Source organism: Lelliottia nimipressuralis, assembly GCF_004402045.1.
GTDB lineage: Bacteria > Pseudomonadota > Gammaproteobacteria > Enterobacterales > Enterobacteriaceae > Enterobacter > Enterobacter chinensis.
Map to the genome: position 1 here is coordinate 640137 of NZ_SOMG01000030.1, position 21159 is coordinate 661295.

Annotated in this window: 22 protein-coding genes; 13 read left to right on the forward strand and 9 right to left on the reverse strand. The window is 54.1% G+C overall.

Annotated features, from left to right (window positions below; genetic code table 11):
• The first annotated feature begins 10 nt into the window (after positions 1-10).
• Together E3U32_RS20720 and E3U32_RS20725 are read left to right on the forward strand one after the other, a co-directional pair.
• Positions 11-1462, forward strand: coding sequence for a tagaturonate reductase (locus tag E3U32_RS20720; protein ID WP_134350297.1), 1452 nt, complete (start codon positions 11-13; stop codon positions 1460-1462).
• 201 nt (positions 1463-1663) lie between these two features.
• Positions 1664-2578 carry a bestrophin family protein gene (locus E3U32_RS20725; protein WP_134350298.1) on the forward strand — a complete coding sequence of 305 codons (915 nt, stop codon included), beginning with the start codon at positions 1664-1666 and terminating at the stop codon, positions 2576-2578.
• On the opposite strand, the gene E3U32_RS20730 is transcribed toward E3U32_RS20725, so the two are convergent.
• Positions 2566-3114 carry a GNAT family N-acetyltransferase gene (locus E3U32_RS20730; RefSeq protein WP_134350299.1) on the reverse strand — a complete coding sequence of 183 codons (549 nt, stop codon included), beginning with the start codon at positions 3112-3114 and terminating at the stop codon, positions 2566-2568. The two genes, E3U32_RS20725 and E3U32_RS20730, sit on opposite strands and share 13 nt — an antisense overlap.
• A gap of 134 nt (positions 3115-3248) precedes the next feature.
• On the opposite strand from E3U32_RS20730, the gene E3U32_RS20735 reads away from it, so the two are divergent.
• From E3U32_RS20735 to E3U32_RS20765, 7 genes are all read left to right on the forward strand, one after another.
• Entirely contained in the window at positions 3249-3776 is a 528-nt protein-coding gene (locus tag E3U32_RS20735) for a hypothetical protein (RefSeq protein ID WP_134350300.1), read from the forward strand.
• A 9-nt stretch (positions 3777-3785) separates the two neighbouring features.
• Positions 3786-4256 carry a GNAT family N-acetyltransferase gene (locus E3U32_RS20740; RefSeq protein ID WP_134350301.1) on the forward strand — a complete coding sequence of 157 codons (471 nt, stop codon included), beginning with the start codon at positions 3786-3788 and terminating at the stop codon, positions 4254-4256.
• Between the two features lie 12 nt (positions 4257-4268).
• Positions 4269-4709: a GNAT family N-acetyltransferase gene (locus tag E3U32_RS20745; RefSeq protein ID WP_134350302.1), complete on the forward strand. Its 441-nt coding sequence runs from the start codon at positions 4269-4271 to the stop codon at positions 4707-4709.
• Positions 4710-4854: 145 nt separating this feature from the next.
• Complete coding sequence (locus E3U32_RS20750) at positions 4855-5850, forward strand: alpha/beta fold hydrolase (protein ID WP_134350303.1); 996 nt, start codon at positions 4855-4857, stop codon at positions 5848-5850.
• 44 nt (positions 5851-5894) lie between these two features.
• Positions 5895-6635 carry a response regulator gene (locus E3U32_RS20755; RefSeq protein ID WP_134350304.1) on the forward strand — a complete coding sequence of 247 codons (741 nt, stop codon included), beginning with the start codon at positions 5895-5897 and terminating at the stop codon, positions 6633-6635.
• On the forward strand, positions 6632-7930 hold the full coding sequence (locus tag E3U32_RS20760) for an ATP-binding protein (protein ID WP_134350305.1): 1299 nt from the start codon (positions 6632-6634) through the stop codon (positions 7928-7930). The genes E3U32_RS20755 and E3U32_RS20760 overlap by 4 nt, the downstream gene beginning before the upstream one ends.
• Before the next feature lie 135 nt (positions 7931-8065).
• Entirely contained in the window at positions 8066-9256 is a 1191-nt protein-coding gene (locus E3U32_RS20765) for a cytochrome c biogenesis protein/redoxin (protein ID WP_134350306.1), read from the forward strand.
• A gap of 4 nt (positions 9257-9260) precedes the next feature.
• On the opposite strand, the gene tam is transcribed toward E3U32_RS20765, so the two are convergent.
• Positions 9261-10019 carry a trans-aconitate 2-methyltransferase gene (tam, locus tag E3U32_RS20770; protein WP_134350307.1) on the reverse strand — a complete coding sequence of 253 codons (759 nt, stop codon included), beginning with the start codon at positions 10017-10019 and terminating at the stop codon, positions 9261-9263.
• 83 nt (positions 10020-10102) lie between these two features.
• A complete protein-coding gene (locus E3U32_RS20775) occupies positions 10103-10687 on the reverse strand; it encodes a GDP-mannose pyrophosphatase (RefSeq protein ID WP_134350308.1) in 585 nt (194 codons plus the stop codon).
• A gap of 86 nt (positions 10688-10773) precedes the next feature.
• Here E3U32_RS20775 and E3U32_RS20780 point away from each other — a divergent pair, with 86 nt between their 5' ends.
• Entirely contained in the window at positions 10774-11541 is a 768-nt protein-coding gene (locus E3U32_RS20780; RefSeq protein WP_134350761.1) for a DeoR/GlpR family DNA-binding transcription regulator, read from the forward strand.
• Positions 11542-11553: 12 nt separating this feature from the next.
• Here the strand turns inward: E3U32_RS20780 and E3U32_RS20785 are convergent, their stop codons facing one another.
• The 5 genes from E3U32_RS20785 to E3U32_RS20805 form a co-directional block, all read right to left on the reverse strand.
• Positions 11554-11925, reverse strand: coding sequence for a VOC family protein (locus tag E3U32_RS20785; protein ID WP_134350309.1), 372 nt, complete (start codon positions 11923-11925; stop codon positions 11554-11556).
• A gap of 87 nt (positions 11926-12012) precedes the next feature.
• On the reverse strand, positions 12013-12441 hold the full coding sequence (locus E3U32_RS20790) for a DUF4354 family protein (RefSeq protein ID WP_134350310.1): 429 nt from the start codon (positions 12439-12441) through the stop codon (positions 12013-12015).
• Between the two features lie 13 nt (positions 12442-12454).
• On the reverse strand, positions 12455-12808 hold the full coding sequence (locus E3U32_RS20795) for a hypothetical protein (protein WP_134350311.1): 354 nt from the start codon (positions 12806-12808) through the stop codon (positions 12455-12457).
• Between the two features lie 71 nt (positions 12809-12879).
• A complete protein-coding gene (locus E3U32_RS20800; protein ID WP_134350312.1) occupies positions 12880-13323 on the reverse strand; it encodes a PACE efflux transporter in 444 nt (147 codons plus the stop codon).
• Positions 13324-13402: 79 nt separating this feature from the next.
• Complete coding sequence (locus E3U32_RS20805; RefSeq protein WP_134350313.1) at positions 13403-14365, reverse strand: NAD-dependent epimerase/dehydratase family protein; 963 nt, start codon at positions 14363-14365, stop codon at positions 13403-13405.
• A gap of 94 nt (positions 14366-14459) precedes the next feature.
• Here E3U32_RS20805 and E3U32_RS20810 point away from each other — a divergent pair, with 94 nt between their 5' ends.
• Both E3U32_RS20810 and E3U32_RS20815 read left to right on the forward strand, forming a co-directional pair.
• The gene (locus tag E3U32_RS20810; RefSeq protein ID WP_134350314.1) at positions 14460-15368 is read left to right on the forward strand and encodes a LysR family transcriptional regulator; all 909 of its coding nucleotides are present in this window, start codon (positions 14460-14462) and stop codon (positions 15366-15368) included.
• Between the two features lie 432 nt (positions 15369-15800).
• On the forward strand, positions 15801-16124 hold the full coding sequence (locus E3U32_RS20815; RefSeq protein ID WP_134350315.1) for a darcynin family protein: 324 nt from the start codon (positions 15801-15803) through the stop codon (positions 16122-16124).
• Between the two features lie 241 nt (positions 16125-16365).
• On the opposite strand, the gene nifJ is transcribed toward E3U32_RS20815, so the two are convergent.
• Positions 16366-19878, reverse strand: a complete 3513-nt coding sequence (gene nifJ / locus E3U32_RS20820) for a pyruvate:ferredoxin (flavodoxin) oxidoreductase (protein WP_134350316.1) — start codon at positions 19876-19878, stop codon at positions 16366-16368.
• 387 nt (positions 19879-20265) lie between these two features.
• On the opposite strand from nifJ, the gene nifH reads away from it, so the two are divergent.
• Entirely contained in the window at positions 20266-21147 is an 882-nt protein-coding gene (gene nifH / locus E3U32_RS20825) for a nitrogenase iron protein (RefSeq protein WP_134350317.1), read from the forward strand.
• The last annotated feature ends 12 nt before the right edge of the window (positions 21148-21159 follow it).

Below are 21159 nucleotides of genomic sequence, written 5' to 3' on the forward strand. Positions count from 1 at the left end.
GGAACCCAAGGTGAACACTCTCAACCGTCGTGATTTTCCCGGTGCGCACTATCCTGAACGTATCATTCAGTTTGGTGAGGGCAATTTCCTGCGCGCCTTCATCGACTGGCAAATAGACCTGCTAAACGAACATACCGACCTCAACGCCGGTGTGGTCATCGTTCGCCCGATTCAGAGCGACTTCCCGCCGTCTTTGAGCACGCAGGATGGGCTGTACACCACTATCATTCGTGGCCTGAATGAGCAGGGTGAGGCGGTGAGTGACGCCCGACTCATACGCTCCGTTAACCGTGAAATCAGCGTCTATGACGACTATGACGCGTTTCTGAAACTGGCTCACAATGCCGATATGCGGTTTGTTTTCTCGAACACCACCGAAGCCGGTATCAGCTACCACGCGGGGGACAAGTTCGACGATGCCCCTGCAGCGAGCTATCCGGCTAAGCTGACGCGATTGCTGTTTGAGCGCTTTAGCCACTTCAACGGCGCGCCAGACAAAGGCTGGGTCATCATTCCGTGTGAACTGATTGACTACAACGGCGATGCATTGCGTGAACTCGTCTTGCGCTATGCTCAGGAGTGGTCGCTGCCTGACGCCTTTACCCGCTGGCTAAACGATGCCAACAGCTTCTGCTCGACGCTGGTTGACCGTATCGTGACCGGTTATCCGCGCGATGAAGTGGCCACGCTGGAAGCTGAGCTGGGTTATCACGACGGGTTCCTGGATACGGCTGAGCATTTCTATCTGTTTGTGATCCAGGGGCCGGCATCCCTTGCTCGCGAACTCCGTCTGGATAAGTACCCGTTAAACGTGCTGATTGTCGATGACATCAAACCCTACAAGGCGCGCAAGGTCGCCATCCTGAACGGGGCGCACACAGCGCTCGTACCGGTCGCATTCCAGGCCGGGCTGGATACGGTAGGCGAGGCGATGAACGATGCGGAGGTGTGCGCCTTCGTCGAGAAAGCGATTTATCAGGAAATTATCCCGGTACTGGACCTGCCGCGCGGCGAGCTGGAGTCTTTCGCCAGTGCGGTAACAGGGCGTTTTCGTAATCCCTATATCAAACACCAGCTGCTTTCCATCGCGCTCAACGGCATGACTAAATACCGTACCCGCATCCTGCCGCAGCTGCTGGCAGGGCAGAAGGCAACAGGTCAATTGCCTGCGCGACTGACGTTTGCCTTAGCGGCGCTGATCGCGTTTTATCGCGCGGAGCGTAACGGGGAGAGCTATCCGGTTCAGGAAGATGCGTCATGGCTGGAACGTTATCAGCAGCTTTGGGCGCAGCACCGCGACCAGCAGTTAAGTACCCGCGAGCTGGTGCAGTCGGTGCTGAGCGTGAGCGAGCACTGGGAACAGGATCTGACGCAGGTGAGCGGTCTTGTCGATCAGATCACGCTGGACCTGGATGCCATTTTGCTGAAGGGCATGCGCGCCGCGGTTAAACCGCTTTGCTAATGAGTTCACCCGGCTTCGGCCGGGTTTATATACGATCTTTTTTAGTTACAACATACTATTTACCCTGTTTTTAAAAAGCAGATTCAGCACCGTGCGGTTTTCGCTAATCAGGTCAGAAAATTCAATGTTCCGTTAACATGCTTGCAACCGTGAGGGGGATCACGTTTAATAGCCACGCTCTTTTCTTTCCTGAAACTCACTATGATTGTTCGTCCTAAACAGCACTGGCTACAACTGATTTTCGTCTGGCACGGTTCGGTACTTCCCAAGATCTATACCCGATTGCTGCTCAACTTCCTGCTTTCTATCGCCGTTATCCTGATGCTGCCGTGGTATACCTCGCTGGGTATCAAATTTACCGTGGCGCCCTTTAGTATTCTCGGCGTGGCGATCGCTATCTTTCTCGGTTTCAGGAACAACGCCTGTTATTCCCGCTACGTTGAAGCCCGGCTGCTCTGGGGGCAGTTGATGATAGCGGCACGCTCGCTGTTTCGCGAGGTAAAAAACACCTTGCCCGACGATAAGCACCTGGGGGAGTTTGTCCGCCTGCAGATCGCCTTCGCCAACTGCCTGCGCATGACCCTGCGCCGGGAACTGAACGCTGAGCAACTCTCTCGCTATCTTGCTGCGGATGATTTACGTAAAGTCATGGACGCCAACTCGCCGGCGAACCGTATTTTGCTGATCATGGGGGAGTGGCTGGCCGTGCGGCGACGTAACGGGCAACTCTCAGACATTCTGTTCCACAGTCTGAACAACCGTCTGAACGACATGTCTATCGTGCTTTCCGGCTGCGAGCGTATTGCAACAACGCCGGTGCCGTTCGCCTACACGCTGATTTTGCACCGCACGGTGTATCTGTTCTGCATCATGCTGCCTTTCGCGCTGGTCGTGGACCTGCACTACATGACGCCATTTGTCTCGGCCCTGATCTCTTACACCTTTATCTCGCTGGATACCCTGGCGGAAGAGCTGGAAGATCCGTTTGGCACCGAAAATAACGACCTGCCGCTGGACGCCATCTGCAACATGATGGAACGCGATCTGCTGCAGATGAACGATGAAGTGAATATTCCGGAAAGGCTGATGCCGGATAAGCACTATCAGCTGACCTGACGGGCGTTCCATTCGTCGCGAGTGATTTCCCACAGCTCGGAATCGAGCATGCCGCTGACGTACGCTTTCTGTTCCGTTCTGATAAGCCGCATGCCGCTACTGTCTGAAATACGGCGGGAGCGGCTGTTGGCGGCAGCCTTCGGCGCGCGTAATACGGGTTTGTTGAGCGTATTAAACCAGTAATCCGTTGCGGCAATGCTGGCCTCACGCATATATCCCTGTCCCTGAAACTCCGGCGCCAGCCAAAACCCGCGGTTGTTATCTTCCACATCGTACAGGCAGATAATGCCCATCAGCGCGTCCGGCACCTCGCGACGGCGGATGCTCCAGAACCAGGCAATCCCTTTTGCTATATCCGGCAGCGCCACGTTATTAACATAGTTTTCCGCGCCGTTATCCGGGTAGGGCCAGGGCACGGAAGAGACCATATAGCGGACGATCTCCCAGCGCGGATACAGCTTTTGTATCTGAACGGCATCTTCGGCAACCAGCGGTTTTAGCAGCAAGCGTTCTGTCGTGAGCGTCGGTATCGTCATCCGCGGATCTCCATATTTAAGCGTTATGCTTTTGTTTGCGTTCTGGTATTTTCATCTCTATCACATTCTTTTGAAGCGCGCTGTGGTTATTCACTACCAAAAATGGGCAACCTCTCTTTGAGGGCGAAATATTGATGAGTTTTTTGGCACTTTTAGTCGGACGGGGTTTTCAGGATCTCCTTCAGCATTGCAAAGAGGAACAGTATTTTTCTCGCCCCCTCAGCGAACTTCCGCGTCAAAATCCTTATCCGGTAGCGGCGCTGTTACCTCTGTTTTTAATGGCGTTTGCATTAAACCTTCTGCCTTTTCTCAGCGCGTTGCAGGGGTTGACGCCGTTACATCATGCACTGAGCTTTTTCGTACCATCATTAATAATGACAGGCGCGCTCATTGTTATCAGCGTGCTTCTGGCCCGAGGGGCGACGTCAGGATTATTGGGGTTTATGACAGTGTTCATCATTCTGCTGGTCATGACCGTTGTTCAGGCGCTACATCTCCTGTTTTCTCATGACGGAAGCCTTTGGCCGCTGGTCATTGCATCCTTCGCGCTGTTACTTTGTCGGGTGGTGATGAACAGCAGAGGCTTTGTGTTGTTTACCCTCTATTGTCGCACTCAGCGTCTCGCCAGACTGGCACGTGAAATCCGGTTAAATAGCCGTTAAAGAGGTGATATGACGTTACGAAAAGCGAATCCGCAGGAAGCCGAAATACTCTGGAATATTCGCAATCAGGCGATTCGTCACGGCTGTAAAACCAGTTACAACGCGGACGTCATTGCGCGCTGGACGCCCGATCTGATGCCCGAACGCTACCGGCAAATGATCGTTGAATACCCTTTTTACGTGGTGGAAGATGAAAAGGGCGAGATTGCGGCAACCGGCTATCTGGATCTGGATACCCACTGCCTGGAGGCGATATTCACCTTGCCTGCGGCATCTGGTAAAGGCATGGCGACCCGGATTATCGAGGCACTCAAACAGGAGGCCCGTAGCCGGGGAATAACCCGCCTGACGCTCGATGCTACGCCTAACGCCCGGTCGTTTTATCAGAAGCTGGGGTTTGTCACGCTGAGCGAAAAATATCATCACTCGCGCATGGCGGGCGCGGATTTACGCTGTTTTGAAATGGCGATCGCTTTGTAATGTGAGGGACGCATGGCTGTCACGGTAAGGCCTCTACAGGCAGACGATTACTCCCACTGGCGACCGCTGTGGGACGGCTACACCCATTTTTATGACTGCTTCCTCGATGAGTCGGTTACCGCATCAACGTGGGAAAGGGCGCTCTCAGCGCATTCTCCGATGTTCTGCCGCGTAGTAGAGAAAGACACAAAGGTCATCGGTTTCGCGATGTGTATTCTCCACGAAGGCACCTGGTCAACAGCCCCTGTCTGCTATCTGGAAGACCTGTTTGTTGCTGCCGATGAACGGGGAGCGGGGGCCGGGAAGGCGCTCATTGATGCCCTGATTGAGGAAGGCAAGCGCGAAGGGTGGTCGAAACTGTATTGGGTCACCCGGGAGAATAACCCGGCGCGTAAACTCTATGACAAATACGGCGAGGCTGACGACTACGTCCGCTACCGCCTCTCTCTTTAAGACTAAAACGCCTGGGTTTGTATCACACTGTATCCGCGTCGCTGATACATACACAGGCTTGCAATAAACCCGCTTTCGCACATATCCGCTATACATTGAGGTGTTGTTATATCCCCGTGAATTGTACTCAACCGGAGATACCAACATGTTCAGCAAACTTGCTTACTCAACCCTTGCACTGACCGTTTCTCTTGCCACCGTGATGTCCTGCCAGGCCGAAGCCAGCGGCGCAAACGTCGCGGCCGCATTTGATCATCCACAGCAAATTAACGCCGGCGATCTGAATGTCGGCTATGTCGACATCGGCCCCAAAGATGGCCAACCGGTCATTTTACTACACGGCTGGCCCTACGATATTCACAGCTACGCCGAGGTCGCTCCCGCTCTGGCGGCAAAAGGCTACCGGGTCATTGTGCCTTCTCTGCGCGGCTACGGCACCACGCGCTTCCTGTCAGCAAAAACGCCGCGCAACGGTCAGCCTTCGGCCATGGCGAAAGACATCGTCAACCTGATGGATGCCCTGAACATCAGGCAGGCGGTGTTCGCGGGATATGACTGGGGTGCCCGTACGGCGGATATCGTTGCGGCATTGTGGCCAGAGCGCGTGAAATCACTGGTCTCGGTAAGTGGCTATCTCATCAGCAGCCAGCAGATTGGTAAACAGCCGTTGCCGCCAAAAGCAGAGCAGCAGTGGTGGTATCAGTTCTATTTCGCCACCGCGCGCGGCGCAGAAGGCTATGCCAAAAACACGCATGACTTCGCGCGCCTGATCTGGTCGCAGGCATCGCCTGACTGGAAATTTAACGATGCTGTCTTTAACGCCAGTGCCAAATCGCTCGATAATCCGGATCACGTCGCGGTGACGCTCAGCAACTATCGCTGGCGTTTAGGGCTGGAAAAAGGGGAACGGAAATATGACAGCTATGAGCAAAAACTGGCCGCCTTGCCGAACATTACCGTCCCGACCATCACCATCGAAGGCGGAAACAACGGTGCGCCGCACCCCGCGCCGCAGGCCTATGCGGGTAAATTTACCGGTAAATATGAGCACCGGACCTTCGGGGCCACCGTGGGGCACAACCCGCCTCAGGAAGATCCGCAGGATTTCGTCAAGGCCGTTGTCGACGCTGATAAACTCTGAAATGTGCTATTTTCAGTACGTTACCCTTCGGTCTGGAGATTTCGGTGGAGCATATTGACCACATCCTTGTCGTCGATGACGACAGGGATATTCGTGAACTGATTGTCGATTATCTCGAAAAGTCTGGCTATCGCGCCACGGGCGCGGCCAACGGCAAAGAGATGCGCGCCGTGCTGGATAAACAGCATATCGACCTGGTGGTGCTGGATGTCATGATGCCCGGCGATGACGGTCTTACGCTATGCCGACAGCTGCGCAGCGGCAAACATAAAGATCTGCCTGTCCTGATGCTTACAGCACGCAGTGAGGAGACGGACAGGATCCTGGGGCTGGAGATGGGCGCGGACGACTATGTGGTGAAGCCTTTTGTTGCCCGCGAACTCCTGGCGCGCATCAAAGCCATTTTACGGCGTTTTCGCACGATGCCGCCCAATTTACAGGTAACGGAAGCAGGGCGGCTGGTGATGTTCGGTGAATGGCAGCTCGATACCGTCGCCCGCCACTTAATCGATCCGGAAGGGGTGATTGTTGCGCTCAGCGGGGCGGAGTATCGCCTGCTGCGCGTTTTCCTTGACCATCCTCAGCGCGTGCTGACCCGCGACCAGCTGCTCAACCTGACGCAGGGGCGCGACGCCGAGCTGTTTGAACGCTCAATCGACCTGCTGGTAAGCCGGGTTCGCCAGCGCCTGAATGAAGATGCCCGCACGCCGGCCTATATCAAAACCGTCCGCAGTGAAGGCTACGTCTTTACGATGCCGGTCATCATCAAAGAGGTTAACGAATGACCCTTTGGCCACGCTCGCTGCTGGCCCGTTTGCTGATGGTCGTGCTGCCGGGTCTGCTACTGGCTAACGCCCTGAGCTTGACGCTGGTCATGGTGGAACGAATGCACAGCGCCCGCACGGTGATGCTCGGTAATCTGGAAAACGATGTCGCAACCAGCGTCGCCATTTTAAACCGATTACCGGCCAGCGAACGCGCCGCCTGGCTTCCGCGACTTGAACGAGGTAACTACCGCTATATCCTGGGCACCGGTGAGCCCGGACCCGCGCCGACGGATAAGCGTTCACAGGATGCTATCCGCACCCTGAAAGCGACGCTCGCGGCACAGTACCCGCTCAGCTTTACCGCGGTTCCCGGCGCCATTTCGCATATTCAGGCGCATCTGACGCTCAGCGACGGCGCGCCGCTGACCATTGACCTGATCCCGCGCATGCCGCCCGTCGCCAGCTGGCTGCCCGCTGTGCTCATCCTGCAGCTGCTGCTTCTGTCGGCCTGTTCCTGGTTCGCCGTGCGACAGGTGGTGCGGCCTTTTTCACAGTTTACCCGCGCGGTGGATTCACTGGATCCCGCGGCCAGCACGCCAATGACGGAGAACGGGCCGCTTGAGGTGCAGCGGGCAGCGCACGCCTTCAATGCGATGCAGGCGCGCATTCAGTCTTACCTCCGGGAACGGGCGCAGATCCTGGCGTCCATTTCGCACGATCTCCAGACCCCGATTACCCGCATGAAGCTGCGCGTCGAAATGGCCGGGGAACCAGAACTTCGCGACAAGCTCCTGAACGACCTTGATAGCATGACGCGTCTGGTGCGGGAGGGCATTGCATATGCCCGGTCATCAGAAACACTGGAAGAGACCTCGCTGAAGCTGGAGCTGAACGCCTGGGTCAACAGCATCGCCTGCGATTATCAGGACATCGGTAAAAACGTGCAGTTTCAGGCAAACGCTGCCCGCCTGCCGATCGTTACGCGTCCGCAGGCGCTTCGCCGGGTGATGACCAACCTGCTGGATAACGCCCTCAAATTTGGCGAGCATGCCGTGATTGCCATAGATGATTCGTCTGAAGAAGAGGTGGTTATTCATATTGTGGACGACGGGCCGGGGATCCTCGAAGCCGAGCTTGAGGCGGTATTACAGCCGTTTTATCGGGTTGAAACATCCCGCAACCGCGATACCGGCGGGACCGGGCTCGGCCTGGCGATCGCCGCGCAGCTCACCGCTCAGCTTGACGGAAAGCTGAACCTGGCGAACCGCGCCGGGGGCGGGCTGGAGGTCTCCATTACGCTACCGCGCCGTTAATTGTACGGCTTTGTATCTCCCGGCCGGGGTGATACAGAGCCAGACAAAACCCACGCTTTCACACATATCCTGAACACATCCGCACGATGAAATAGCCTCACTGCAGCGTCGCAGGACTTGTATTGTGAGGTCACTATGTTTCTGGTAATCGCGTTTCTGGGCGGGATGATAAGCCTGCTCAGCCCATGTACGCTCCCGGTAATTCCACTGCTTTTTGCCGGTTTTCAGGGGCAGCGTCGACATATTCTGGCCCTGCTCGCGGGGATGATCGTGATGTTCACCCTGGTCGCGATGGTCGTCACCGTCGCCAGCGAGTGGATAACGGAGGCAACCATTGTTGGGCGCTGGGTCGCGCTTTTGATCCTGGCCGCCGCCGCCCTGGCCTTAATTTTCCCAACCTTCGCCCAGCGCATGGCGGGCCCTGCAGTCAGCGCGGGCAACGTCCTTAACGCCCAAAGCGGGCAAACGCGCGGTATGGCATCGGCTTTTCTGGCCGGGCTTGCGGTCGGACTGCTCTGGTCTCCCTGCGCGGGGCCCATTCTGGGCGCTATTTTCAGCATTAATATTGCGGGGCATTCAGCCATCGCCACAGGCGCACTGCTGGCCGCCTATGGCAGCGGATGCGCGCTGATGCTGGGCCTGCTCGTTATCGGCGGCCGCACGCTAATGGCACCGTTAAGAGCAAAGTCGGCGCTGATGGCGAAACTGCGTCAGGGGGCGGGTGTGGCAATGTTAGCGGCCGTCGTCTTAAACGCGACAGGGATGACTTCGCTGCTGAAAGGGGCAAACGGCGTCGCGGACCGCCTGGAGACCGCGCTCTTGAATATGTCGAAATCGACAACCACGCCGGTGAAGCTCCAGCCGGTAGTGATAACAGAGCCCAGCAGCCAGCTGCCTTCGCTAAGCGGTGGAACAGGGTGGATAAACGGTGACCCTGTCACGTCTGAATCACTGCGCGGCAAGGTGGTTCTGATTGATTTCTGGACGTGGGATTGTATCAACTGCCAGCATACGCTCCCCCACGTGCGGGACTGGGCCACAAAGTATCAGCCGCAGGGTCTGGTGGTGATAGGGGTTCACACCCCGGAATATCCCTGGGAAAAACCGCTTTCGTCGGTAAAAAATGCGGTCACCAAATGGCAGTTGCCGTATCGGGTTGTGACAGACAACAACTATGAAATCTGGAATGCTTTCGGCAACCAGTACTGGCCAGCGCATTACTATTTTGATGCCAAAGGGCAACTACGCTACACCGCCTTTGGCGAAGGCGATTATGAGCAGCAGGAAAAGGTTATCCAGCATCTGCTCAAAGAGGCCCGCTCATAACCCGTCAGGGCTGACGTTTTGCCACGATAAACAGCCGTGGAAAAGCGAGCAGTATCTGTCCGTTTTCCTGGAGCGGATACTGCTCTTCCAGCAGTTCATGGTAGCGTTTCAGGAACCGTTTCTGCTCGCTCTCATTCAATTCCTGGAGCCACGGGCGTAAACCGGTGGCGCTTACCCAGTCAATAATGGCCTGGTGCGAGTTCATTTTATGGAAATAGGTTGTCCGCCAGATATCCACATCACAACCGGCCTCCGACAAGATGTCGTAATAGGCATGTACGCCCGGCAGTGGTTCGCGGCCGCGGTCAGGATAGTCTTGCTCCAGCGCCACTTCACGCATCGCCACGTGAGTGGGTTCAAGCCAGTTGTCAGGCATCTGGATCGCCAGTACGCCATTAAGCGAGAGCAGAGAAACAAGGTGAGGCAGGAGATCGTAATGGTCTGGGATCCACTGTAGCGATGCGTTAGCGTAAATCAGGCTCAGCGGCTGGCCAGGTTTGTACTGGCGGATATCGGCCTCAACAAAGTGGCAGTCAGGTAAGGCGGTGCGTGCTTCCTCGAGCATAGCGGGGGAGTTATCGACCCCGGTGATGCGTGCCGAAGGCCAGCGATGCCTCAACAGCGCGGTACTGTTTCCTGGCCCGCAGCCTAAATCAGCGATGGTGGCGACCTCATCCAGCGGGATTCTGGCGAGCAGTTCAGCGGCAGGTCGCGTCCTTTCGGCGCCGTATTGCAGGTAAAGAGAAGGGTTCCAGTCGGCCATCTTCGGTTCTCCGTTTTGCATGCTTCTGCAAGAATAGCACAGGCAGACACCTGCACGACGGCAGGTGTCCGGAGAGCGGCAGGCTAGAGAATGCCTTTCAGCGCAACATGATAAAGCAGCATGATGGTTTTCCCGTCTACAATCTTGCCGGTTTCAATGCCGCGTAATGCCTCTTCAAGCGTCATTTCCAGCACGTCGATATCTTCTCCCTCAGCCTTGATCCCGCCGCCTGCGCCGGTTCTGTCTTTAGGCTGGTACTCGGCAATATAAAAGTAGAGTTTTTCCGTGACGGAGCCCGGGCTCATATAGGCTTCAAAAATTTTCTGCACTCGCGAAACGTGAAAGCCGGTCTCTTCTTCCGCTTCTGCTTTTATGCGGCTTTCGGGATCCATGTTGTCCAGCAACCCCGCAGCGGCTTCGATTAAATCGCCCTCATGACCGTTGATAAAAACGGGGAAACGGAACTGGCGGGTCAGGATCACCGTTTTTTTATCCTGGTTGTAGAGCAGGATCGTCGCGCCGTTCCCACGGTCGTAGACTTCTCGATGCTGACGCTGCCATTCGCCATCGCGTCGCTGCAGGTCGAAGATGTATTTTTTCAGGACGTACCAGTTATCTGACAGCGTTTCACTGTCGATGATGCGCACATCTGCACGTTTTGATTGCACGTTTGTTCCTCCTTACGTAGAGTAATCATCATAAACAGCATTATCGTGCACTTTCAAGATAAAACATGCAATATCAGGAATTCATGATGCTCACCAGTCAGCGAAAACAATTGATCCTCGAAAAGCTCGACGCCGAAGGTCAGGTCCAGTCTAAAGCACTTAGCATTCTCTTTGACGTCTCAGAAGACACCATCCGACGTGATTTACGTGAGCTGGCGGCAGAAGGGCGTTTGCAGCGCGTTCACGGCGGCGCGCTGCCGTCATCTTCCGCTATTGCACCGTTCGCTGAGCGTCAATCCGTGAAGATGGATGCGAAAAAAAGGATCGCCCGCAAAGGCGCGCAGCTGATCTCATCAGGCCAGGTGGTTATCGTCGACGGTGGCACGACCACCTCGGAGCTGATTATGTTTTTACCGGCTGACCTGCGTATCACGGTGGTTACGCACAGCCCGAGTATTGCCCTGGGACTTGTCGAGCATCCTTCCATCGAAGTAATTCTGATTGGCGGCCGCTTGTATAAACACTCGATTGTCGCGGTCGGCGCAGCGGCCATTGAAGGTATCGAAAATATTCATGCGGACCTGTTCTTTATGGGCGTGACCGGTATCCATCCTGAGGCAGGGCTGACCACCGGCGATTTCGAAGAGGCATGCATCAAACGTGCATTTTCCGGCAGAGCCGCCGAGACGGTTGTCCTGGCGTCTCCGGAAAAAATAAACACTGCGTCATCGTTCGTGATTGGCGATGTGTCTTCGGTGAACACAATTGTCGTTGAAGACAATACCGATAAGGACTGGATCCGCGCGGTATCGGAAAAGGGGGTATCCGTCGTGTTGACCTCCGATCGCGATTGAAGAAGCGTTAAGCTACACGCTCTCCGGCGCATGGCACACCGCCTCGATATTATGACCATCAGGCGAGATAACAAAAGCGGCATAGTAATTTTCACCGTATGGCCGCAACCCCGGCCCGCCGTTATCAAGTCCGCCTGCGCTAAGCGCGGCATGGTAAAACGCATCGACCTGCTGGCGCGTGTTGGCCACAAAAGCCAGATGCAGCGGTGCTGGTTTTTCATTTGTCTGAAAAAGGCAGAGCGAAACGTCGCCAGAACTCATTTCGACACTGTACTCAGGCGTACCTTCATCGATGAGTTCTACACCAAGCGGTTGAAGCGCCACGAGGAAGAAGGTTTTACTTTTTTCATAATCACTGACGCCGAATTTCACATGATCGAACATCGTTCCTTCCTTATAAGAGAAAGAAATAACGAGTATAGAAGGAGAGGGGAATCGAACATGCTAAAGGACGCGTCGATGTGACGGACATCAATTTATGCAGTCTTTTCCCATGCCGAAACGGACAAATGGCATATTTAAAATATCAGGGTTTGAACTGGCGAAATAAACCCCGCCCGTTCTGTTGTCCCGGGGTTTGTATTTGTTCAACATTTCCAGTTCAATACCGGTGCTCATAAATGTCTTTCCGGTTTTATCAAACAGGAAGAAACATATTTTATTATCCTTGCCCGGCTCAATACTTTTACCCGACGCATTATCCAGCGTCACCTTATAGCTGACCATGTATTTCGCTTCGCCCGTTGCACTGTTCCATTGGCTTCCCTGAGACTCTTTTTGAGCGAAAATAGTGATCCCGGTAAACTTGTCGCCATGGCTCTCTTTCTCAACGGCCTGAGCCGCCCCGGCTGCGGACAACGCTAACGCAATGCAAATCCCTTTAGTCATGATATTTCGCATTTTATCTTCCTCTTCATTTTTTACACTGATCCACTATAGACAGAATAGACTTATGCAACCCAGGATCGTGAGGGGCATAATAAAATTCAACGGAGGTTTGTTTTCCGCTGAACTTACTGACTTCGACCCAGGCAACATCGGTATAATCGCTATCCTGGAGATTATACCTTTCGCTACCATCAGGGAGGGTATCATCAAATTCCAGCGATAAATGTTCCCTGGAGGATGCGTATATGAGGCAATCTGCAACCTGGCTTTTAGGATGATTGATATAGAAGGATGCCACTTCCGGATGAGTTCCAATTTTACCCAGATCCACGCAACCGATTAAACACAGAGCGGGGAAGAGTATAAGAAGTTTATTCATAAAGCGGCGCCTCAATGCTTATTGTCAATCAATTAGGCCAGTTTATCATCGTGCGCTATAACGCACAACCGCTACATGGCAACCCGTTTCCGTCCAACCAATATCCAGCGCAGGTAGTCGTAAAGCCAGTTAAACAGCATCGTGTATGGCAGGAAAAACAGTACCAGACCAATCTCAACAAAAAATGCCTCAGTCATTGTTAAATCCAGCATAACCATCGCGACAGGGATTAAGGTGATGATAAGTCCCGTTTCAAAACCAACCGCATGGATTGCACGAACGAGGAAGGTTCGCTGAAAGCGGTGTTTCTTCTGCAGCGAGTCAAAGAGTTTATTAAAAACAAAATTCCAGGCCGTCGCGGTAAGTGCAGATATCACGGACAGCGAACCCGACTGGAGTACCGACACGTTCATCAGCCAGGCAAGTGACAGCGCGATGATAACGTTGGCCGTCACTTCAAAAATGACAGCATGGAAAATTCTCTCTTTAAAACTTTTATCTAATTCAATTTCCATATATTCGGGCAGCGTTTTTCAAAAGCTGAAGTATATCAGACATCTTTCAACCCTATCTAAACGTGCAGGTCGGGTTATGTTAAATACAACCCAGGCCGGCTAATGTAGAATGCACGGCCTCTGTAAGGGGGGTCTGCGGTTCATGGCCTAAAAAGGCAAGCAGTTTTGAATTGTCCATCTCTATGGTCTGCTGCCAAAGATAGCGCATCTCCTGCATTTCACGCAGGGTGGTGTTAAAAGGACTCATCGCGAAGACAAGCCACCAGGGAAACGATTTCACCTTCGCTTTAATACCGGCACGCTCCGCGACGTGTTTTATGGCTGCGGTCATCGCTGTCCCATCAGGGTCCCAGTGCCCACGCATGTGGAAACTGGCAAACGATTCGAGTTCCTCCCGACGCGCCAGCAGGGCTACGAGCGTTTCGGCGACATCCGGCAGGTATGCCCACTGATGGCCTGTTCCGGCTTTTCCGGGATTTTTAACAACCAGCGATGGATGCCCCGGTTTAATCAATCCCTGGGAAAACCAGTTGTTACCTGCGCGGGGACCAAAAAAGTCACCCGCCCGCAAAATCAGCACCTTGCCGCCACGCTGTGCATAGGCTTCGAGTGCCTGCTCCATTTGCACTCGTATGGCGCCTTTCCGGGTAACAGGATTCTGGAGAGAATCTTCGTGTAAGAGGGGAAACGCATCCGGGCCGTAGTTATAAATTGTGCCCGGCAGAACAATTAAAGCACCGTTTCGCTCCGCTGCGTTGATCGTGTTATGCAGCATGGGCAAGACGAGCTGTTCCCAGTTCCGATAACCCGGTGGGTTAACGGCATGGACAATCACGCTACATTCTGACGCCGCAGCCTCAACCTGTTCAGCATTCTGCGCATCACCACTTACCCATGTAATGTTTTTGTTGTGCTCGTCATTTTGCGAAGCGCTGCGGCGCAATGCACGAACATCCCATTCGTCCCGGATCAATTTACGGGCAATTTCGCCGCCAATCCCACCCGTTGCACCCAGAATCAGTACCTTATTTGTGTTTTTCATCGTCTTAGCCTTGTTGGATATCTGCTTGACATCTTAATAAGCGTACGGGCTAAATGTAATTGCATAATATAAGCCAGCAGGTATGCATTTTTGTATGAAGCTAAATATCCCATGGGAATGGTATCGCACGTTCCTGGCCGTGATGAAAGAAGGGTCCTTGTCAGGGGCCGCACGCTTGCTCGCCATCACCCAGCCAACCGCCGGACGCCATATTGCGGCACTGGAATCAGCCCTTGGTCTTGTTTTATTTACCCGTTCGCAGACAGGACTACAGGCTACGGATGCCGCCGCTGAGCTGAAAGGCCATGCGCAAGCGATGGAAAACACCGCCATGATGATTGAGCGCTCTGCGGCCAGTTTCAGTTCCGGCGCAACCGGATTACGCGGAGTGGTGCGCGTCGCTGCCAGCGAAATCATCGGCACGGAGGTCCTACCTTCGGCGATTGCCCGAATAAAGGATGCATACCCAAACATAACCGTTGAGCTGGTTCTGTCTAATCGCGTTCAGGATTTACTGAACCGGGAAGCGGATATTGCCGTCCGCATGACCACACCGGTGCAGGATCAACTAATTGCGCGTCGGATGGGGAAGATTGAAATTGGTCTGCATGCCGCGCCAGCTTATCTGTCGCGACATGGTGCACCGGAAAGTATTGAAGAGTTATTCACCCATACGCTTGTGGGTTTCGATACTGTGACGCCCTTTATTTTACAGGCACTTAAACAATACCCTCAGCTTAACCGCGATCTGTTTACCGTGCGAACTGACAGTGATGTTGCACAATTAAACCTCATACGCGCAGGGGCCGGTATTGGTATGTGTCAGGTACAACTGGCCGATTTTTCTCCGCCGTTGCAAAGGATAATGCCTGATTTCTTTGCATTTCATCTCGACACCTGGCTGGTGATGCATGAGGACTTACGACATAGCCTGGCCTGTAAAACGGTATTTGATTTTCTTGCTGAGGGTTTACAGGGTTATATCAACAGAGGGCTGCGGTGAGATCTCGTCAGGAGTTAAATACGAACCATGGGGAGATTGGTGAGCAAAAGATGCCACAATAAGCGTACACAAACGCTAGTGCGCATAATGTATATTATGTTAAATGACATTCATGGGTCTATTACTTCATGGTTCTCTCGTGTGGCCACAGAAATCAGCATGTTGTGAAGGCTCTGAAAATAGCCAGATGTTTTCCAGGATTGTGTCCGCTTGATGCAGGTCCTGAAAATCCAATTGCTTTCTACCCTTCTCTTCGCCATGCCGTACTAAACCTGGTTGTTAACGGCAAGATTTGGGTCAGTGGATCCTTGAGCAAAGATATCCTTTAAGTATCCCTTAGAAATTGAAACAATTTAATATCTGGATTTTCAATAGCTTTTTAGTAACCTAAGGACTCTTAGAGTGTTTTAGACAAAACCACAGGCATACAAAATGATCACTGTTTTTGTACTACTAAAAACTACTGTTTCTTGGTTACGGCTGAGCAGAGATGAGCGCAACGCAATTGCCGATAAAGCACTAAGCAGTGTGCTTGTGAATACCGACGTAACATTGAGAATGTTCGATGCCGAGGCTTTTACAACTCGCTGTACGGATGTAGCTATGTTTCAAGCCAAGGATATGCAGTCATTTTACTTTGCCATAGAACGATTACGTGACTCAGTACTCATTACAGAGCCGTACTTTGAGATGGTAGAGATCATCCCAACCATCGAGGACGGGTTTAAGATTTTTGAAGAGCAAGCTAGTTCTTAGTTTCCGGCTGCCCTTCCATTCTCCATTATCCTGTCCACCTCCCCCTATCCAGATGGGAACCAGTGGCCTGATAAGTTAAATTAACTTACCCTCGACGATCGCGGAACACATGAAGCTGGACAATACCATCATCCTTCAATATTCCCTCTTTTGCTGAACCAAAAGCCTTGCGCGAATACGCATGGCGTCTCTCCGTTATCCTAATCCCCGGTAACGAAATATTACCGGGGAAAATTACCGTTTACTCCCCCGCCATTCGCTGATACTGCGCGAAACGCTGCTTCGCGTCCTGCTCGGTTTGCTCGAAGAGTTGATCCGCCAGCTCCGGCGCAGTGCGGACCAGTGCGGCGTAACGCACTTCGCCCATCAGGAAGTCGCGGAAGCTCTCCTCTGGTTCGTCGGAGTCGAGAATAAACGGATTCTTGCCCTTCGCCATCAGCTGCGGGTTATAGCGCCACAGATGCCAGTAACCGGAATCCACCGCGCGTTTTGCTTCGCGTATACTGCATCCCATCCCGGCCTTCAGACCGTGATTGATACAGGCTGCATAAGCGATAACCAGCGACGGGCCAGGCCACGCTTCCGCTTCAGCAATGGCCCGCAGCGTCTGGGCTTTATCCGCGCCCATCGCCACCTGCGCGACATACACATTGCCGTAGCTCACCGCCATCATGCCGAGATCCTTTTTGCGCGTCCGTTTGCCTTCTGCGGCGAACTTGGCAATCGCTGCAACCGGCGTCGATTTCGACGACTGACCACCGGTGTTGGAGTACACCTCGGTATCAAACACCAGGATATTCACATCCTCGCCGGAGGCCAGCACATGATCGAGGCCACCAAAACCAATGTCATATGCCCAACCGTCGCCACCAAAAATCCACTGCGAACGTTTAGCGAAATAGTCGCGGTTCTGGTACATGCGGTTCAGCAGCGGATCGTCGCCCTTCTCCTGCGCCAGTAGCGCGCTCAGATCCTCACCGCGCTCGCGCGTGCCTTCACCACGATCTTTGCTCTCCAGCCATTGCCGCAATGACTGCTGTAACGCCTCGCTGTGCGGCGCAGTCAGTGCATCCATCGCATCACTGGCGAGTTGTTCACGCACCGCGCCCCCGCCAAGCATCATCCCCAGGCCAAACTCGGCGTTATCTTCAAACAACGAGTTAGCCCACGCCGGGCCTTGCCCTTTATGGTTGGTGGTCCACGGAATTGACGGTGCGCTGGCCCCCCAGATCGACGAACACCCTGTGGCATTCGCGATCATCATGCGATCGCCGAACAACTGCGTCACCAGCCGCGCATACGGGGTTTCGCCGCAACCAGCACAGGCACCGGAAAACTCCAGCAGCGGGGTTTCAAACTGGCTGCCTTTGACCGTGGTTTTGTTGAACGGATTGCTTTTGGGCGACAGCGCCAGCGCGTAATCCCACACCGGTTGCATCGCTAACTGGCTCTCCAGCTGCTGCATCGTAAGGGCTTTGCCCTTCGCCGGGCAGATATCGGCACAGTTGCCGCAGCCGGAACAATCGAGCGGCGAAATGGCCAGATGATAGTCGTACTCTTTCGCCCCCTGCGCCGCTTTACTCAACAACGCGACCGGCGCAGCATCGCGCTCTTCCTGATTCAGCAGCGCTGGACGAACGGCGGCATGCGGGCAGATAAAGGCGCACTGATTGCACTGGGTACAGCCTTCGGGGTTCCACACCGGCACCTGCAAAGCAATGCCGCGTTTCTCCCACGCCGCGGTTCCCGTCGGAAATGTTCCGTCCTCCATACCGACAAAGGCGCTGACCGGCAGTTTGTCGCCGTTCTGCCGGTTCATCGGTTCGAGAATGTCGCGAATAAAATCCGGCATCATCCGCGTCTCTTCCACTATGTCATCTTCCAGCGTCGCCCAGCGTTCCGGCACCATCACTTCCTGAATGGCTTCCATCCCCAGATCAATGGCGGCATTGTTCATATCCACCACTTTTTGCCCTTTACTGCCGTAGGATTTCTCGACTGCCTGCTTCAGGTAATCGGACGCCGCTTGCGGATCAATAATCTCCGCCAGTTTGAAGAATGCCGACTGCATCAGCATGTTAAAGCGTCCGCCCAGCCCCAGCTTGCGGGCAATATCCACCGCATTGAGGGTGTAAAAACGGATTCCCTGGCGGGCGATATAACGCTTCATACCGTTTGGCAGCCGCGCCTCCAGCTCTTCGCCAAACCAGGTGCAGTTCAGCAGGAAGGTGCCGCCAGCGTTCAGCCCTTCCAGCAGATCGTACTTATCGACGTAGGATTGCTGCGAGCAGGCGATAAAATCCGCGCGGTGGATCAGATACGGCGAGGTAATCGGCCGTTCGCCAAAACGCAGGTGCGAAACGGTAATACCACCGGATTTTTTCGAATCGTAGGCAAAGTAGGCCTGCGCATACATCGGCGTTTTATCACCGATGATCTTGATGGCGCTCTTGTTGGCGCTGACCGTACCGTCGGAACCCAGCCCCCAAAATTTACAGGCGGTGATCCCCTCGCGGGAAACGTGGACCTCATGAGAAGGCACCGGCAGCGATGTGTGCGTCACATCGTCGAAAATCCCCACCGTAAAGCCATCTTTCGGCAGCGGTTTTTTCAGGTTCTCAAACACCGAGACAATATGTCCCGGCAGCACATCTTTACCGCCCAGCGCATAGCGCCCGCCTACAATCAGCGGCGCGTCATGCTGGTGATAAAAGGCGTTTTTCACATCCAGGCACAACGGTTCCGCCTGCGCGCCAGGCTCTTTGGTGCGATCGAGCACCGCAATACGTTTAACGCTTTTCGGGATTTTGGCGAAGAAGTGCGACAGCGAAAAAGGCCGGAACAGATGCACTGTCACCATGCCAACTTTTTCACCGCTGTCGATCAGCGCGTCCACCACTTCGGAAATGGTGTCACATACCGAACCCATCGCCACAATAATCTGATCGGCATCGTCTGCACCGTAGTAATCAAACAGGTGATATTCGCGGCCCGTCAGGCGATAGATGTCCGTCATGTAGTTTTCGACGATCTCCGGCAGCGCATCATAGTAGCGGTTGACCGCTTCCCGCTCCTGGAAATAGATATCGGGGTTTTGCGCGGTACCGCGGATCACCGGATGATCCGGGTTCAGGGCGTTACGGCGAAAGCGGTTCAGCGCGTCGGTATCCAGCAACGGTGCTAGATCGTCGTACTCCAGCACTTCAATTTTCTGGATCTCGTGGGAAGTACGAAAACCGTCAAAGAAGTTAATAAAAGGTACGCGACCTTTAATGGCAGAAAGGTGCGCCACCGCCGAGAGATCCATTACCTGCTGAACGTTGCTCTCCGCCAGCATTGCGCAGCCGCTCTGGCGAACCGCCATCACATCCTGATGATCGCCGAAAATGTTCAGCGAGTTAGTTGCCAGCGCGCGGGCGCTGACGTGAAACACGCCGGGCAGCAGCTCACCGGCGATTTTGTACAGATTGGGGATCATTAACAGCAGCCCCTGCGAAGCGGTATAGGTGGTGGTCAGCGCCCCGGCCTGCAACGCGCCGTGTACGGCACCAGCGGCGCCCGCTTCCGACTGCATCTCCATTAAACGCACCGGCTGGCCAAACAGATTTTTTTTGCCGTCAGCCGCCCACTGATCGACGTTTTCCGCCATCGGCGTTGAGGGGGTTATGGGGTAAATCGCGGCGACATCAGTAAAAGCATACGAAATCCATGCCGCTGCCGCGTTGCCATCCATTGTTTTCATCTTTCCGGACATTGCTCATTCCTCGACTGTAAGAGGTCATCTCCCAACAGCCGTTGCACAGCCTGTGCCAGCTCATTTATCCCTTTATAAACAAAGCATTAACGGCAACCATGCCAAAACGGTTGCATGAAACAAGACAGCGGACGCGACATCCTGTTGAACTGCCGACAAAGTGTCGCACCGCCGTGGGTGGTCCCCCGACGTACAGACACGATGTGCGGAATTGTTCTGTTTCGAACAATTGGTAAGGCGATTGTTTACTCTTTGTCCCTCTTTTTGCGGCAGTGAAAACATCAATACTTTTAAAATCAACAGATTAAATGAAATGGCACGGCTGGTATGTTCCCTGCACAACAGAGTGAGGCAATTGCCACTCACACAACCAACAGGAGAAACACCATGACCATGCGTCAATGTGCCATTTACGGCAAAGGTGGTATCGGTAAATCCACTACCACGCAAAACCTGGTCGCCGCGCTGGCGGAGATGGGCAAGAAAGTAATGATCGTCGGCTGCGACCCGAAAGCAGACTCCACTCGTCTGATCCTGCATGCGAAAGCGCAGAACACCATTATGGAGATGGCGGCTGAAGTCGGCTCCGTGGAAGACCTGGAACTGGAAGATGTGCTGCAAATCGGTTACGGCGACGTACGCTGCGCAGAATCCGGCGGCCCGGAACCAGGCGTTGGCTGTGCTGGTCGCGGGGTAATTACCGCCATCAACTTCCTGGAAGAAGAAGGCGCCTATGTTCCCGACCTCGATTTCGTCTTTTACGACGTGTTGGGCGACGTGGTGTGCGGGGGGTTCGCCATGCCGATTCGCGAAAACAAAGCGCAGGAGATCTACATCGTCTGCTCCGGCGAAATGATGGCGATGTACGCCGCCAACAACATCTCTAAAGGCATCGTGAAATACGCCAAATCCGGCAAAGTGCGCCTTGGCGGGCTGATCTGTAACTCCCGTCAGACCGACCGCGAAGATGAGCTGATCATAGCGCTGGCGGAAAAACTCGGCACCCAGATGATCCACTTCGTGCCGCGCGACAACATCGTGCAACGCGCTGAAATCCGCCGTATGACGGTGATTGAGTACGATCCGAAATGCAACCAGGCCAATGAATACCGCACGCTGGCGAACAAGATCGTCAACAACACCAAAATGGTCGTGCCAACGCCCATCACCATGGACGAACTGGAAGAGCTGTTGATGGAATTCGGCATTATGGATGTAGAAGACACCAGCATTATCGGTAAAACCGCCGCAGAAGAAAACGCGGTTTGATGCACGCCCGCC

Excerpts from the sequence above, each read along its gene's own strand:
- E3U32_RS20790 (WP_134350310.1), bottom strand. The coding sequence starts at position 12,441 with ATGCGAAATATCATGACTAAAGGGATTTGCATTGCGTTAGCGTTGTCC.
- E3U32_RS20795 (WP_134350311.1), bottom strand. The coding sequence starts at position 12,808 with ATGAATAAACTTCTTATACTCTTCCCCGCTCTGTGTTTAATCGGTTGC.
- E3U32_RS20730 (WP_134350299.1), bottom strand. The coding sequence starts at position 3,114 with ATGACGATACCGACGCTCACGACAGAACGCTTGCTGCTAAAACCGCTG.
- E3U32_RS20785 (WP_134350309.1), bottom strand. The coding sequence starts at position 11,925 with ATGTTCGATCATGTGAAATTCGGCGTCAGTGATTATGAAAAAAGTAAA.
- E3U32_RS20745 (WP_134350302.1), top strand. The coding sequence starts at position 4,269 with ATGGCTGTCACGGTAAGGCCTCTACAGGCAGACGATTACTCCCACTGG.
- nifJ (WP_134350316.1), bottom strand. The coding sequence starts at position 19,878 with ATGTCCGGAAAGATGAAAACAATGGATGGCAACGCGGCAGCGGCATGG.
- tam (WP_134350307.1), bottom strand. The coding sequence starts at position 10,019 with ATGGCCGACTGGAACCCTTCTCTTTACCTGCAATACGGCGCCGAAAGG.
- E3U32_RS20815 (WP_134350315.1), top strand. The coding sequence starts at position 15,801 with ATGATCACTGTTTTTGTACTACTAAAAACTACTGTTTCTTGGTTACGG.
- E3U32_RS20725 (WP_134350298.1), top strand. The coding sequence starts at position 1,664 with ATGATTGTTCGTCCTAAACAGCACTGGCTACAACTGATTTTCGTCTGG.
- E3U32_RS20800 (WP_134350312.1), bottom strand. The coding sequence starts at position 13,323 with ATGGAAATTGAATTAGATAAAAGTTTTAAAGAGAGAATTTTCCATGCT.
- E3U32_RS20735 (WP_134350300.1), top strand. The coding sequence starts at position 3,249 with ATGAGTTTTTTGGCACTTTTAGTCGGACGGGGTTTTCAGGATCTCCTT.
- E3U32_RS20810 (WP_134350314.1), top strand. The coding sequence starts at position 14,460 with ATGAAGCTAAATATCCCATGGGAATGGTATCGCACGTTCCTGGCCGTG.
- E3U32_RS20765 (WP_134350306.1), top strand. The coding sequence starts at position 8,066 with ATGTTTCTGGTAATCGCGTTTCTGGGCGGGATGATAAGCCTGCTCAGC.
- nifH (WP_134350317.1), top strand. The coding sequence starts at position 20,266 with ATGACCATGCGTCAATGTGCCATTTACGGCAAAGGTGGTATCGGTAAA.
- E3U32_RS20740 (WP_134350301.1), top strand. The coding sequence starts at position 3,786 with ATGACGTTACGAAAAGCGAATCCGCAGGAAGCCGAAATACTCTGGAAT.
- E3U32_RS20780 (WP_134350761.1), top strand. The coding sequence starts at position 10,774 with ATGCTCACCAGTCAGCGAAAACAATTGATCCTCGAAAAGCTCGACGCC.
- E3U32_RS20760 (WP_134350305.1), top strand. The coding sequence starts at position 6,632 with ATGACCCTTTGGCCACGCTCGCTGCTGGCCCGTTTGCTGATGGTCGTG.
- E3U32_RS20750 (WP_134350303.1), top strand. The coding sequence starts at position 4,855 with ATGTTCAGCAAACTTGCTTACTCAACCCTTGCACTGACCGTTTCTCTT.
- E3U32_RS20805 (WP_134350313.1), bottom strand. The coding sequence starts at position 14,365 with ATGAAAAACACAAATAAGGTACTGATTCTGGGTGCAACGGGTGGGATT.